This window comes from Halorussus salilacus (genome assembly GCF_024138125.1).
Taxonomy (GTDB): domain Archaea; phylum Halobacteriota; class Halobacteria; order Halobacteriales; family Haladaptataceae; genus Halorussus; species Halorussus salilacus.
Window position 1 is genome coordinate 2,856,555 of the sequence record NZ_CP099993.1, and the last position, 13,863, is coordinate 2,870,417.

Below are 13,863 nucleotides of genomic sequence, written 5' to 3' on the forward strand. Positions count from 1 at the left end.
TGGGGCCCGGACTCAGTCGAACATTCCGGTCGAGAGATAGCGCTCGCCGCTGTCGGGGAACACCGTCACCACGAGCGGGCAGTCGTCGTAGCCGTCGAGACTCCCGCCGTCGGACGCCACCAGCTCGTCGATCTCGTCGGGCAGTTCGGGACAGTTCAGTTGGGGCTGAGCGAGTCGCTCGGCGACCCGGCGCGCGGCGACCGAGGCCGCGCCCGACGACTGGCCCACCAGAATCCCCTCCTCGCGGGCGAGCCGTCGGGCCTCGGCCTCGGCGTCCTCCAGCGCGACCGTCTCGACCGAATCGAGGAGGTCGGTGTCGAGCAGGTCGCTGACGAACCCCGGCCCCATGCCCTGGTAGTCGTCTTCGCCCGACTCGCCGGTCGAGAGCACTGCGTTTCGCTTGGGTTCGACCGCGACGACCTCCATCTCGGGGAACTCCTCCAGCAGGCGCTCGGCGGTGCCCGTGATGGTGCCGCCGGTGCCGACCCCCGCGACGAACGCGTCGACCTCGCGGCCCTCGACCTGCGCAATGATCTCCTCGGCGGTCGTCCGGTAGTGGGCCTCGGCGTTCGCGGGGTTCTCGAACTGGCCCATCTGGACCGCGCCGGTCTCGGCGGCGAGTTCGTCGGCGCGCTCGCGGGCGTCGGACATGTCGCCGTCGACGAGTTCGAGGTCGGCACCGTACGCTTTCAGGAGTCGGCGTCGCTCGGGCGACTTCGAGGCGGGCATCACGATGGTGAGGTCGTACCCCCGGGCGGCGGCCGCGACCGCGAGGCCGATGCCGGTGTTGCCGCTCGTGGGTTCAACGAGGCGGTCGCCCGGCGAAATCTCGCCCGCGCGCTCGGCCGCGGCGATCATCTCCCGCGCCGGGCGGTCCTTGGCCGACCCGCCGGGGTTGAACGCCTCGACCTTGGCCGCGACGGTCGAACCCTCGGGGGAGGCGACCCTGACGAGCGGCGACCCGACCGCGTCGAGGATGGACTCTCTCATTACCTCGGGATAGGGAGCCAGCCTATAAACCCGTGGCGGCCCGCACAGAACGTGCCGGAACCCGGTGAGCGACCCTCGGAGCCCGGTGAGTGGCCCCAGAACCCGGTGAGCGATTCGACGCGAGTCGGAACTCCGCGGGGAAGTTCGCCGCAGCCTGTGTGGTTAAAGCCGTCGGGCCACAACGTCCGGGCATGGAATCGACCGAACCGAGTCAGACGTGGGACGCCGCGGCGCACAGCGAGGTCGTCGGCGCGCTCGAAGCCGGAATCGCGGAAGTGACCTACCGGGTCTGGGGAGCCGACTGGTGTGGCGACTGTCGGGCGGTCCTGCCCGACTTCTTCGCCGCGCTCGAAGCCGCGGGCGTCCCGGATGAGGAGGTCGAGGTGCACGAAGTCGACGAGGACAAGGACGGCGAGAAGGTCGCCGAGTACGACGTGACCCACATCCCGACCATCGTGGTCGAGCGCGAGGGCGAGGAACTCGTCCGGTTCGAGGAGAGCGAGGACCGACCCGCCGCGCGGTACGTCGCTGACCGACTACTGGAGTCGGACGTGATGGCCTGAGAATCCGCTACTCGCTCGTCGCGTCGCCGAGGAGTTCGTCGCTCCACGTCAGTTCGCCGTCCGCGACGAGCGGGGCCGCCTCCTCGCGGAGTAGTTCCCGAACTCGGGTAGCCGGGGGCTCGACCGTCTCCAGCGGCCCGCAGGTCAGGTAGTAGGTGGGGTCGTCGTCTTCGAGGAAGAACGGCGACCCAATCGACCCCATCGGGTACTCCCGGACGGTGTACCTGACGGCCGTCACCGGGACGCGCTCGCCGGGCGGTCCCTCCGACGGGTCGCCCGCCAGCTCGAACAGTACCGGCGCTCCGTCCTCGCACTGGACGACGCTCGCGCCGGGGTCGCCGAGGGTCACGTAGTGGCGGCCGATGGAGGTGTACTCCTCGGCGATGGAGACGGCGCTTCCGATGGGGAATCCGTAGTTGAGCAAGCGAGCGAGCGTCTCGCCGACCTCCACCGCGCCCTCGTTGCCCACGTCGGCGACCGTGACGATGGACGCCCTCGCGCCAGCGTCCACCAGTCCGACCCCCTGCTCGTAGGACCGACACGCGTTCAGCAACACCGTCGTCGCTCCCACGTCGTCGAGCGCCGTCGCGTCGAGGACGCCGTCGGGGCACTCGAACCCCCGGCCGTCGATGTGGCCGACGAAGTGGAACAGGTCGGTCTCCTCTGCGAGCAGGTCCCGGAGCTGGTCGGTCGAGACGCCGAACCGACAGTCGGTGTCGAACCGGACGACTTCCCGGTCGCCGTAGAGTCCCGCGACCGAGTCCCACTCCTCGCGCATCGCCTCGTCGTTGCAGACCACGGTCACGGTGATGGTGCCGTCGGCCGACGCCTCCCCGGCGCGGTCGACCGCGCCGGGGAGGAGCTTCGACCCGTGGACCGGGGCCCCGTCGCCGACCCACGCCCGTTCGAGCGCGTCGGTCTCGGGCAGGGGGACGTACTCGCCCCTCCCGGGGATGCCCCGGGGGTCGTCGTCTGGCCCGCCGGTCCGCTTGAACGACGCGACGGACTCGCTCTGGCCGGACTGGTCGCCCGACTCCGGACGGTCGCCCGTCTCGGCGCGGTCGTCCCCGCCGGAGTCGTCCCCGCCGGAGCGGTCGGTTGCCACCGACCGCTCCGGCGACCGGACCCGGACCAGCGAGAGGTCCTCGACCACGGACGGGAGCGACTCGACGCCCGTGGCCGACGGGCGGGTGTAGACCACGCGGTCCCACGTCGGGACCGCGTCGGCGACCGCCGAGAACGGTATCGAGAGGTAGGTCTCCAGCTGTTCGGCCAGCGGCGCGTCGTACAGCGACGCGAAGTCGAGGTCGACCGCGGGGTTCGATTCGAGGACCCGCCGCTCGTGGAGGGGCGACCGGAAGTACCCCTCGGTCCGGACGGCGGCGTCGAACAGCAGGAGCCGCTTCATGACCCGCGCGACCTCGTCCTCGAACCCTCCCGGGCCGTCCAGCGCGTACGAGAACCCGGTGTCGGTGGTCAGCACCGGCGCATCGCCGGGGACCACCGCCGCGCCGAGGTAGTACGCGAGCGGCGCTATCGGGAACGCGAACTCGTACTCGGGCGGAACCCGGAGGGTGACGCCCGAGTCGGGCGGTTCGAGCCCCTCGGGAATCGAGAGTTCGTCACCCCGGCGCAGTCGGGGCGGGTGCCCGCGGAGGGTCGGCCACGACCGCTCGCAGGTCGTCGTCTTGAGCGCCGACCCGAACGTCGAGACGCCCCGGAGGACCGCGGCGGGGTCGTCGGGGACCACGACCGTCTCGGCCGGAGAGGTGTGGAACGACCGCGCGCCGACGCCGACCCGGGTCGGGTCGCCGAACTCCAGACGGGTCCCGTCGTCGTCGGCGTCGATTCGCAACGGCGAATCGACCCGGAGGTAGAGCTTGATGGGCGTGCTCAGCAGTTCGAGCAGGTACTCGCCCGCTTCGAGGTCGCGGACGCACGGGGGCTCGGCGTTGGCCAGCTGTGCGCCGGTCGCGGCGTCGCGGACGACCGTCACGATTGCGTAGGGGAGTTCGATGCGCTCGGTCGAGATCGCGCACGCCGACGAGACCGGAAACGCGAACTCGCCGGTGTCGGCCGGGGTCGGCGAGACCTCCTCGGGCGTGTACACCGCGAACTGGCGGTTCTCGATGCGGTCTTCTATCTCCAGCCCGTTCCCGTCGTCGAGCGTGTCGAATCGTGGTTCCATCTGTCGGCGCGTGGCGTCGGTCTCACATCGGCATCCAGTCGGTCGTCAGCTCCCGGCTCGGAACGTGCCAGCGCTCCTCGGCGTCGTGGTCGCACGTCGCGGGGTCGACCGCGCGTATCTCGACGACCGCGTCGAACTCGGGGGCCAGCGACTCGACGCGCTCGCTGTCGTACGGTCTCGGCAGGACGTAGTGGCCCATCCCGGCGTAGTCGGCGACGTAGCCGGTCACCACCCGGAGGCAGCGACGGACGACGCCGTCGTCGTAGTGGCCGAACAGCGATTCGAGCGAGTCGACGCCGACCCGGAGTTCCCCGGGCCGCAGGCCGCCCGCGAGCTGATTGAACGCCGCCATCCCCTCGGTGAGCTGGGCCTGCAGTCCCGCGAGCTGGGGGTCGACGACGTGGGTCTCCGCGATGCCGGGCAGGTCGGCTGGCGAGCTACCAGCGTCGTCGGTCACCGACCGGGGCGGCGAGGCGTGGTTGACGATTCGGGTCGTCTCCCCCAGCGGCTCCGGGGCTTCGTCGGGGTCCGGGAGGCGTTCGGCGACGCTCCGCGGGCTCGCGTCGGTGACCGCGAGGAGCCGGTACCGACGCTCCTCGGGGTCGCCGAGCAGGCCCGCGCTGGCGCATGTGAACAGGTGTCTCGGGGCGTCGCCGACCACGAGCAGGTTGCATCCCTCGGCCTTCAGCTCCCGGAGAACCTCGCGGAAGTCGTCGGTCTCGGTCGGCGATTCACCGACCGGGTCGGCGTCGCTCCCGACCCCGTCCCCCGGAGAGTGAGAACTCGGTGAACTCATCCGATTGTACGTGGGATGTATCGGTAATAAACCTTCGTGGTCGAACAGCGGTCGGCGCGATTCGGCCGAGCGGGGCTCGGCCGAATCCTACCGGCCGTTACCCCTGCTCGGCGGCCCAGTCGAGCGCCGCCGCGAGGTCGGTCTCGGGCGGCGAACACGCGAACCCCCTGCAGACGTACGCCGTCGGCGAATCGTCGCGCCGGTCGCGGTCGGCCCAGACGGGCGGGACCTCGTCGAGGCCCACCTCGTCGAGCCGCGCCGAGAGGTCGCCCGGCGGCCGGACCGACAACAGGCGGGTCGGCAGGTACCGGCCCGCGAGTTCCTCGCGCCACGAGTCGGGGAGCGACTCGGCGACGACCGTCACTTCGAGCGACCCGCGGGCGTACCGGTCGGCCGCCAGCGCGAGCGAGGCGTGCTGGAGCGGGTTCGAGCGGATCGCCTGCCCGCGGGTTTCGAGGACGCGCTCGGCGATGTCCGTGAATCGGTCGTGGGGGACAAATTCCGAGAGCGCGAGCAGGGTGTCGACCGCCACGCCGAGGCTGGAGGGCGTCGACTGGTCGTGGGGTTCCTGCGGGCGCGCGACGAGGTCCTCGCCGCGCTCGGGCGTGAAGTAGACGGTCCCGGCCTCGGCGTCCCAGAACTCCGACTCGACCGCGCGCGCGAGGTCGAGCGCGAACGTGAGGTGCTCGACGTCGCCCGTCGCCTCGTAGCAGTTCAGCGCGCCCCGCGCGAGGAAGGCGTAGTCTTCGAGGTAGCCCTCGATGGCGGTGTCCCCGTCCTTGAACCGCCGGAGGAGTCGCCCCTCGTCGGCGTCCCACAGCTTCTCCCGGACGAATTCGAGCGCGCCGCCCGCGAGGTCGGCCCACCGGTCGCCGTCGTCGAGCACCAGCGCGCCCTCCGCGAGCGCCGAGACCAGCAGGCCGTTCCACCCCGCCAGCACCTTCTCGTCGCGGCGAGGCCTGACCCGCTCCTCGCGCGCCTCGAAGACGCGCTGGCGGGCGTCTTCGAGGCGCTCGCGGACCGCGGTCTGGTCCATCCCGTACTCGTCGGCGAGGTCGGGAACCGACTCGCTGGCCGTGAGGACGGTCTTGCCCTCGAAGTTGCCCGACTCGGTCACGCCGAACCGGTCGCAGAACAGGTCGGCGGCGGTGTCGTCGGCGACGGCCTCGCCGACCTCCTCGGGCGTCCAGACGTAGAACTTCCCCTCCTCGCCGTCGCTCTGGGCGTCGAGGGTGCTGTAGAATCCGCCCTCCGGATGGGTCAGCTCGCGCTCGACGAACGCGAAGGTCCGGCGGGCGACCTCGGCGTATCGCTCCTCGCCCGTGACCTGATATCCCGCGAGCATCGCGCGGGGAATCTCTGCGTTGTCGTACAGCATCTTCTCGAAGTGGGGGACGACCCACTCGCGGTCGACGGTGTAGCGGTGGAAGCCCCCGCCCAACTGGTCGAACAGGCCGCCGTCGGCCATCGCCGAGAGGGCCTCGGTCGCGACCTCGCGGTACTCGTCGGCGCGCTCGCTCGCGTCTGCTCGCTCGCCCGCCTCCTGCTCTCCGTTCTCTCCTTCTTCGTTCGCCTCCGTCTCGCCCTCCTTCGCCCTCTCCTGCGGGCCGCCGACCGCGTCGGCGGCCCGCAGGAGGAGGTGGATTCGGCCCGCCTGCGGGAACTTCTGGCCGGTGCCGAACCCGCCGTGGTCGCGGTCGGCGCTCCGGACCGCGGCGTCGGCCGCCGATTCGAGCAGGTCCTCGCCGGGCGGGTCGCCGGGTTCGGGCACGGATTCGAGTTCGCCCTCGATGGCGGCGGTCCACTGGTCGGCCCGGTTGTGCATCTCCGCGCGGTCGGTCTCGTCACCCCACGACTCGGCGATGTTTTCGAGCAGGTCGAGGAAGCCGGGTTGGCCCCGCTTGGGTTCCTTCGGGAAGTAGGTCCCGACGTAGAAGGGTTTGCCCTCGGGCGTGAGCCACGCCGAGAGGGGCCACCCGCCCCGCCGGGTCACGGCCTGACAGATGGTCTGGTAGATGGAGTCGAGATCGGGGCGCTCCTCGCGGTCGACCTTTATCGGGACGAAGTTCTCGTTGAGGACTCGTGCGACCGCCTCGTCCTCGAAGCTCTCGTCCTCCATGACGTGACACCAGTGGCACGCCGAGTAGCCCACCGAGAGGAAGATGGGGACCTCGCGCTCGGCGGCCGCGTCGAGCGCGGCCTCGTCCCACGGTTGCCAGTTCACCGGGTTGTCGGCGTGCTGGCGGAGGTACGGGCTCTCCTCCTCGTCGAGCCGGTTGCGGTCGGTGGGGTCTCCGTGGGGGTCGCTGGGACCTCGGTCGGGGTCGCTCATGGGTGGACCGAGGGGTTCGAGACGTGTAAAGTCGGGGCTTCGCCGACCGCGGTCGGCGAAGCCCCGTCGGCTCACTCGGCGTCGGTCACCGAGTCGGCTTCGGCCACGTCCCGCATCCGCTCGCTGTAGTCCCAGCTGTACGCGCGCTGGGGGTGAACGCGAATCCGGACCTCCTCGCGCTCGGGCGAGAGCAACCACCTCGCGAGCTCCGAGTCGGTGTCGCCGAGGTATCGCTCGATGAGCGAGCGAAGCACCTCCTTGCCCTCGTCCTCGGAGAGGCTGGCGCTCCCGTTGCCGCGCACGCCCCGGTAGGGCGGGTGGTTCGCCGACACCTCGAAGGCGACCTGCGAGTCGTTTCGGAGGTAGCCCACGAGGTCGGCCTTCGCCCACGTCGCGCACTCGAAGGTCCCGTCCCTGTAGCGATACCACAGCGCGACCATCCAGAGCGACTCGTCGGGTCGATGGCAGGCCAACCGAATCGGTATCGTCTGCTCGGTGAGGAACGACTCGGCTTCCGTCTCGGTCCACGCACCCCTGAACTCCGTCATACCACCGACTACCACGTAGCCACCGATAGTTCTCCCGCCGGTCGCCTCCGCACCTCCGACGGCAAAACGGGTCCACTCGGTGGCTCTCAGAGGAACGACTTCGGGATGCCCGAGTCGGCCCAGAGGTACACGTCGTCGGTCGCGGGCCACGTCTGGGGCGTGCCGTCGTACCGGACCTCCTGATGGAGGTGGATGCCGGTGGAGTTGCCCGTGTCGCCGGTCCAGCCGATGAGCTGACGCCGGTCGACGCTCTCGCCCTGCGACACCTCGTACTCCGAGAGGTGGGCGTACAGCGTGTCCCACGCGCCTTCGTGGTCGACGATGACGGTGTTGCCGTAGCCGCTGATCTCCCCGGTGTGCGAGACGGTGCCGCCGCGAGCCGCGGTGATCTCTCGGCTCCCGCCGTCGGTGTGGGCCATGTCGACGCCGGAGTGGTCGCGTCCGTCGCCGTGGGTCGCGGTGATGTAGTCGTACGACCCGTAGCCGAAGTCGGCGGCGGGCGCGTACTGCTGGACCGCCCACCCGGTGTAGCGGTTCGGGTCGTTGGCGTCGCCGTTGACCCGGAACTTCCACCAAGTGTAGCCGTCGCTCTCGACCGGGCCGTCGACGACGAGCATCCCGGTGTTCTCCAGCGCCGTCCGCTTGACCGCGTAGTCGGTCCCCGGCCCCTCGCGGATGTTCAGGTCGGTGTTCGTGTAGCACGGGAGGCCGACGCTGTGGGCCGACACGGAGCCCGACATCGCCGCGGTGCCCGCGATTCCTGTTGCCGTTGCCTTCAGAAACGTTCGGCGGTCGTATTTCTCTCTCATCGAAACACCTCAATTTTAACACTTCCCTCAGCGACTTTAATTTATTGGCTAGTATCATAGAATAAGGCCTCTCCGGTTCCGATGGCCCACTTCCGGACCGCAGAGGTCGTTGCGGAAGACTCCATACACGAACGTGGTCATATTCTGGAGTCTGAAGGGGAAACTTTACACCCTTTTGCGTACACCCTCCGACCATGCCAGAGACAGTCCTGCTGGTCGGCGGCGGCGGCCGCGAACACGCCATCGCCCGCGCGCTCGCGGGCAGCGACGCGGCCCTCTACGCCTGCGCTGGCAACCGCAACCCCGGTATCGCGGCCCTCGCCGAGGGCTTCGAGACGCTGGAGACCACCAACCCCACGGCGGTCGTGGAGTACGCCGAGGAGGTCGGCGCGACCCTCGCGGTCGTCGGCCCCGAGGGGCCGCTGGCCGCGGGCGTCGCCGACGCGCTCGACGACGCCGGAATCTACGCGTTCGGTCCGAACGCCGAGGAGGCGCGCATCGAGACCGACAAGGCGTTCCAGCGCCGGTTCATGCGCGAACGCGGGATTCCGGGCTGTCCCGACTTCGAGACGTTCGACGACCTCGACGCCGCCTGCGAGTACATCGACGACTACGACGGCGACCTCGCGGTCAAACCGGCGGGCCTCACCGGCGGCAAGGGCGTCCGGGTCATCGGCGACCAGGTGACGAAAGCGGAGGCCAAGGAGTACCTCCGCAACTCGGACTACGACCGCGTGGTGCTCGAAGAGCGCCTCGTCGGCGAGGAGTTCACCGTACAGGCGCTCGTGGCGAACGGCGACCTCAGGGTCGCGCCCGCGGTTCAGGACCACAAGCGCGCCTACGAGGGCGACGAGGGGCCGAACACCGGCGGTATGGGGAGCTACAGCGACTCGGGACTCGCCCTACCGTTCATGACCGACGGGGACTACCGCGAGGCCGTCGAGGTGCTCGAAGCCACCGTCGAGGCGCTCGACGGCTACAAGGGCGTCCTCTACGGTCAGTTCATGCTGACAGCCGACGGCGTGAAGGTCGTGGAGTTCAACGCCCGCTTCGGCGACCCCGAGGCGATGAACACCCTGCCCGTGCTGAACACCGACTTCCTCGACGTGCTCGTCGCGGCGCGCGAGGGCGACTCGCTCCCGGAACTGTCGTTCTCCTCGAAGGCGACCGTCTGCAAGTACGCGGTCCCCGAGGGGTACCCCGAGGACCCGAAGGCGGGCGCGAGGGTCGAGATATCCCCCGAGAACGCGGGCGACGCACTGCTCTTCTACGCCAGCGTCGACCAGCGCGAGGACGGCATCTACACCACCACCTCCCGAGCGTTCGCCGTGGTGGGAGTCGCCGACACCATCGCCGCCGCCGAGGAAATCGCCGAGGACGCCCTCGCGGTCGCGGGCGAGGAGGGCCTCGACGTTCGCCACGACATCGGCAAGGCCGACCTCGTCCAGAAGCGCATCGACCACATGGACGAACTCCGCGGGGAGTGAGCGGCCTCCCGACCTCGCCTACCTCGCCCGGATAAGCATCCCCTGTTCCTGCCGAAGCGCCGTCATAACAAAGCCGAGAGCGGCCGTCGCTCCGCCGATGTCCGAACGCGACGGCCGACGCTCGCTGACGACCGACGAGGCCATCGACCTGCTCGCCCACGACGAGCGTCGGCGCGCGCTGGCGGCGCTCCGGGCGCAGGGCGGGTCGGCCGCGCTCGACCACCTCGCGGGGGCGACCGTGGCGCGTGCCCAGGACTGCTCTCCCGACGACGTGGCGGCCGCCGCGCGCGAGCGCGCGGCGGCCGCGCTCCACCACCAGCACCTGCCGCGGCTGGTCGACGCGGAGGTGGTCGAGTACGACCGCGAGGAGAACCGGGCCGAACTGACCGCGGTCGCCGGGGACCTCGACCCGTTTCTGTCGATGCTGAGCGGGAACGGCTGAGACGGGGTCCGGCGGGGCGGGGCGGGGCGGGGCGGGGCGGGGCGGGGCGGGCGGGGCCGTCGAGGGCTACTTTCAAGGTCGGACCGCACGAATTCCAGCGCGTGACCGACGAGCGCCGACACGACCGACTCACGCACCACGCCACGCCCGGCCGGTGGAACTCCCTCCGGTCGTGGCCCGACGCCAAGTCCCCGCTGCGGGTCGCGCTGAACTACCTCGTCATCGTCCTCGCGCGAATCTCACCGAGTCTTCGACTCAAGAACTACCTCCTGCGGAGCATCGGCGTGACGGTCGGCGAGGGGGTCTCGTGGGGCCTCGAATCCACGCCCGACGTGTTCTGGCCCGAACTCGTCACCGTGGAGGACCACGCCATCGTCGGCTACGACGCCACCATCCTGTGTCACGAGTTCCTGCAGGAGGAGTACCGGACCGGCGAGGTCGTGGTCGGCGAGCGCGCGATGGTCGGCGCGGGCGCGATACTCCTTCCCGGCGTGACGGTCGGCGAGGGCGCGAGCGTGGCGGCGAACTCGCTTGTGACCCGCGACGTGCCGCCCGGCGAGACTGTCGCGGGCGTGCCCGCGAAGCCGATGGGCGGCGAGGAGTCGCCGGACTGAGGCCGGTCGCGTGGCCGGGGCGTTCAGCCCCGTGCGCGTGCGACCGCCCGCCGGACCCCCAACTCCGCGAGCGAGGCCGCTAGCATCCCGGCGACGAACAGGGGACCGAAGAAGAGCGCGTACAGCGCCAGCGGGTCGGACTCGCCCCGCACCCGGAGGAAGGCGTACAGCACGAGCGTCGTGCCAGCCAACAACTCCGCGAGCGGGACCGCGAGGCCCCACCGGGCGAACAGGTACAGCGCCAGCCCGGCCTGCGCGCCGAGGACGAGCGCGCTCCACGCGAGGAGGCCGAGGAAGTGCTCCGGCGAACCGAGCAGCGAGGGCGCGAACGAGTTCGTCGCGAACCGGGCACCGGCCCACGCGCCCAGACCGAGGGCGGCCGACGCGACTCCGCCGCCGAGGGCGACTCGCCGCGGGGCGGCGAGTCGCCCGCGGAAGGCGTAGGGGAGCGACGCCGCGAGCGCGCCGACGCCGCAGGCGACCGCGAACGTGGCCGCGTCGCTCCCGACGACGGGGTCGGGCGTGCCGGGCATCTCACTCCCGAATCCGGACGACGCCCTCCTCGAACACCCGGCTGTTGGGGACGATGTACTCCTCGCCGTCGCTCTCGATGCGGGTGACGAACACGTCGACCTCCTGGACGATGCCCCGGTCGTCGCCGACCCGGACCTCGTCGCCGATGCCGTAGGGCTGATTGAGCAGGAGGTAGACCCCCGCCGCCGAAGAGCGCAGGAGGTCCCAGAACGCCACCGCGGCGAACAGCACGACCGCGAACACGTACGCCGTCAGGAGTATCAGGAGCGCGCCGGTGTCGACGCCGACCTGCCCGAACGCGACCAGTCCCGCGAGGAAGACGATGGTGTACTTGACGACCCGCGGGATGATGCCGACCTCGGGGAGTTTGACCGAGCGCAACTGCTCGCCGACCACCAGTTCGGCCTTGTCGGCGACGACGAATCCCACGATGAACACGAGTATCGCGATGAACAGGTCGGGGACGAACCGGACGATGCCCTGCCAGAACAGCTGGGCGTTCAGGAGTTCGGCGACGTTGAGCGCGATGAGAACGACCACGCCGTAGATGAACCACGAACTCAGGCGCGCGACCAGCGAGACGGTGTCGGTGCCGAGGCTCTGGGCGGTCCGCTCGAAGGGGGTCCGCTCGACCGCCTCGGGGACGCCCGCGGCCTGGAGGAGTCGACGGTTGAGTCGGCCGATGACGTAGCCTGCGATTCCGCCCACGAGCAGGATGAGTAGCGCGAGGACGTACTGGAACTCGTCGTGGAGCAGGACGGTCCAGTCGACCTGCAGCGGTACCATCAGTACTCCTCCGGGTCGAGTTCGAGGATCAGTTCACCGCCCTTGAACGCCCGGACCATCCCGTCGCTCTCGCTCAGGACGATGGCGGTCGCGTTCGTCTCGCGGGTGATCGACCCGGCGGCCATGTGGCGCGCGCCGAGCCCCTTCGGGATGTCGACGCCCTCGGCGGAGGGTTCGAGGTAGCGGTACGCCGAGACGATCTTGCCCGCGTCGCTGATGACGAACGCGCCGTCGAGCCGCGAGAACTCCTTGAGCATCACGTTCACGATGGGGTCGCCGACGTGGACGTGGGACTTCTCGAAGGGGTTGTAGCTCAGCGGCCGGGACTTGTTCATGACCTTGCCCGCGTCGCCGACGACGAACAGCGCGCCGACCGGCTTGCCCTTCTGGCCCTTCTTGCCGAGTTCGACGGCCACGTCGAACACGTCGCGGATGACCCCGGGGTCGGCCCGGGAGTTGGCGAACAGGTCGTAGACGCCCGACTGCATCGACTCGCTGGCCCGGGCCCGCGTGACCGTGTCGGTGCCCTCCTCGAACAGGTTCGTGGTGCAGACGACAACGTCGCCGTCCTCGACCAGGTCCTGCTCCATCGCGCCCTCGATGCCGAACTTGATGCGGTCGCGCACGCCGTCGAACTCCAGCGGGAGTTCGACGAACGAATCGGCTCCGACGGTGTTCTCCGGCCCGACGACAACGAGGTCGGCGTCGGCGTCGAGGTCGGCGAATCGGTCGTAGTAGGAGCCGCTCGGCGAGAACAGAAAGATCGCGTCGGCGTCTTCGACGATGTCCCCCAAGAGTTCGCTCACGTCAACCATTACCCGAAACGACTCAGCGGGCGGAGAAAAGGTTTGTGGGAGTATGTGTCGGCGACGAGCGGTCACACCCGGCTTCGGTCGGGCCTCCGGCGGGAGTGTTCTCGCGGGCTCGCACGGAACGTCTCGGATTCTCGTCCCGTTACTCCTCGTCGTCGAAGAAGGTGCAACCGCTCTCGCCGGTACCCCCGTCGGCGGTGGCCGGAAGCGAGGATTCGAATCCTCACCGATGCGACGTTGCCGCTCGCGTGAATAGCGAGCGCACGAGGCGCTCGCTGTGTTGCTCGCGGCAAAAGTGCGCGGGACCGGATTTGAACCGGAGCAAGACGGTCCGGGCGTGCGGCGCTTCGCTCGCGGTTTCACCGCTCGCATTGCCGAGGCGCTTCGCGCCTCGCTCGCGCCGTTCCGGGCGTGCGACTTGCAGGGTTCAAATCCGCCCCTGCTCTTCGCTCACTTCGTTCGCTCATGCGCGGGACCGGATTTGAACCGGCGGACCCCTACGGGATAGCGTCCTAAGCGCTACGCCGTTGGCCTGGCTTGGCAACCCGCGCGCACTCGGACGTTCTGGCGAGCGAACCAAGAAGGTGTCGTCTTCTCTGCGAGCGTTTATGTACGATGGCCCACTACCCGACCATGTGTATCGGGCACGCGATCACGTCCAGAACGAACGGTGGCTCGCCGAACTCCAGCGGACCGCCGACCGACTCGACCTCGACACCGAGGCCCGCTCGCGGGCGACCGACCTCTTTCTCTCGACGGTCACCGAGTGGGACGACGACGACAACGACGACTCGAAGCGCGCGGTCGTCGCGGCCAGCCTCTACGCGGGGTCGCTCATCGAGGGCGACCAGCGCTCGCAGGGCGCGGTCGCAGACGCCGCGGGGGTCGCGCGACTCACCATCCAGCAGCGCTGGAAGGACCTCCTCGAACGCGCGGGACTCCAACCGCCGTCGTGGTAGGCC

Annotated in this window: 14 protein-coding genes and 1 tRNA gene; 5 read left to right on the forward strand and 10 right to left on the reverse strand. The window is 70.0% G+C overall.

Annotated elements, in window-relative coordinates:
- Nucleotides 1-12: 12 nt before the first annotated feature.
- Complete coding sequence (locus NGM10_RS14740) at nt 13-990, reverse strand: PLP-dependent cysteine synthase family protein (RefSeq protein WP_253480026.1); 978 nt, start codon at nt 988-990, stop codon at nt 13-15.
- Nucleotides 991-1,181: 191 nt separating this feature from the next.
- Here NGM10_RS14740 and NGM10_RS14745 point away from each other — a divergent pair, with 191 nt between their 5' ends.
- Complete coding sequence (locus NGM10_RS14745) at nt 1,182-1,553, forward strand: TlpA family protein disulfide reductase (RefSeq protein WP_253480029.1); 372 nt, start codon at nt 1,182-1,184, stop codon at nt 1,551-1,553.
- A 7-nt stretch (nt 1,554-1,560) separates the two neighbouring features.
- Here NGM10_RS14745 and NGM10_RS14750 read toward each other — a convergent pair whose 3' ends face one another.
- The 5 genes from NGM10_RS14750 to NGM10_RS14770 all read right to left on the reverse strand — a co-directional run bounded on the left by NGM10_RS14750 (nt 1,561) and on the right by NGM10_RS14770 (nt 8,226).
- On the reverse strand, nt 1,561-3,741 hold the full coding sequence (locus tag NGM10_RS14750) for a hypothetical protein (protein WP_253480032.1): 2,181 nt from the start codon (nt 3,739-3,741) through the stop codon (nt 1,561-1,563).
- Nucleotides 3,742-3,763: 22 nt separating this feature from the next.
- Entirely contained in the window at nt 3,764-4,537 is a 774-nt protein-coding gene (locus NGM10_RS14755) for a DUF7504 family protein (RefSeq protein WP_253480035.1), read from the reverse strand.
- Nucleotides 4,538-4,634: 97 nt separating this feature from the next.
- Nucleotides 4,635-6,869, reverse strand: coding sequence for a thioredoxin domain-containing protein (locus tag NGM10_RS14760; protein WP_253480038.1), 2,235 nt, complete (start codon nt 6,867-6,869; stop codon nt 4,635-4,637).
- A gap of 71 nt (nt 6,870-6,940) precedes the next feature.
- Complete coding sequence (locus tag NGM10_RS14765) at nt 6,941-7,417, reverse strand: pyridoxamine 5'-phosphate oxidase family protein (RefSeq protein WP_253480040.1); 477 nt, start codon at nt 7,415-7,417, stop codon at nt 6,941-6,943.
- An 86-nt stretch (nt 7,418-7,503) separates the two neighbouring features.
- Entirely contained in the window at nt 7,504-8,226 is a 723-nt protein-coding gene (locus NGM10_RS14770; protein WP_253480042.1) for a M23 family metallopeptidase, read from the reverse strand.
- Between the two features lie 194 nt (nt 8,227-8,420).
- On the opposite strand from NGM10_RS14770, the gene purD reads away from it, so the two are divergent.
- The 3 genes from purD to NGM10_RS14785 all read left to right on the forward strand — a co-directional run bounded on the left by purD (nt 8,421) and on the right by NGM10_RS14785 (nt 10,769).
- Nucleotides 8,421-9,713 (forward strand): phosphoribosylamine--glycine ligase, encoded by a 1,293-nt coding sequence (gene purD, locus NGM10_RS14775; protein WP_253480044.1) that lies wholly within the window; start codon nt 8,421-8,423, stop codon nt 9,711-9,713.
- 97 nt (nt 9,714-9,810) lie between these two features.
- Complete coding sequence (locus NGM10_RS14780) at nt 9,811-10,155, forward strand: DUF7344 domain-containing protein (RefSeq protein ID WP_253480045.1); 345 nt, start codon at nt 9,811-9,813, stop codon at nt 10,153-10,155.
- Between the two features lie 101 nt (nt 10,156-10,256).
- Nucleotides 10,257-10,769: an acyltransferase gene (locus NGM10_RS14785; protein WP_253480046.1), complete on the forward strand. Its 513-nt coding sequence runs from the start codon at nt 10,257-10,259 to the stop codon at nt 10,767-10,769.
- Nucleotides 10,770-10,792: 23 nt separating this feature from the next.
- Here the strand turns inward: NGM10_RS14785 and NGM10_RS14790 are convergent, their stop codons facing one another.
- The 4 genes from NGM10_RS14790 to NGM10_RS14805 all read right to left on the reverse strand — a co-directional run bounded on the left by NGM10_RS14790 (nt 10,793) and on the right by NGM10_RS14805 (nt 13,452).
- Nucleotides 10,793-11,302: a hypothetical protein gene (locus NGM10_RS14790; RefSeq protein WP_253480047.1), complete on the reverse strand. Its 510-nt coding sequence runs from the start codon at nt 11,300-11,302 to the stop codon at nt 10,793-10,795.
- A 1-nt stretch (nt 11,303) separates the two neighbouring features.
- Nucleotides 11,304-12,089: a mechanosensitive ion channel domain-containing protein gene (locus NGM10_RS14795; RefSeq protein ID WP_253480048.1), complete on the reverse strand. Its 786-nt coding sequence runs from the start codon at nt 12,087-12,089 to the stop codon at nt 11,304-11,306.
- Complete coding sequence (dacZ, locus tag NGM10_RS14800) at nt 12,089-12,904, reverse strand: diadenylate cyclase DacZ (RefSeq protein WP_253480049.1); 816 nt, start codon at nt 12,902-12,904, stop codon at nt 12,089-12,091. The genes NGM10_RS14795 and dacZ overlap by 1 nt, the downstream gene beginning before the upstream one ends.
- A 463-nt stretch (nt 12,905-13,367) precedes the next feature.
- Nucleotides 13,368-13,452: transfer RNA gene (locus tag NGM10_RS14805), tRNA-Leu, on the reverse strand.
- An 84-nt stretch (nt 13,453-13,536) separates the two neighbouring features.
- Between NGM10_RS14805 and NGM10_RS14810 the strand changes: the two genes are divergently transcribed.
- A complete protein-coding gene (locus NGM10_RS14810) occupies nt 13,537-13,860 on the forward strand; it encodes a cyclin family protein (protein ID WP_253480050.1) in 324 nt (107 codons plus the stop codon).
- The last annotated feature ends 3 nt before the right edge of the window (nt 13,861-13,863 follow it).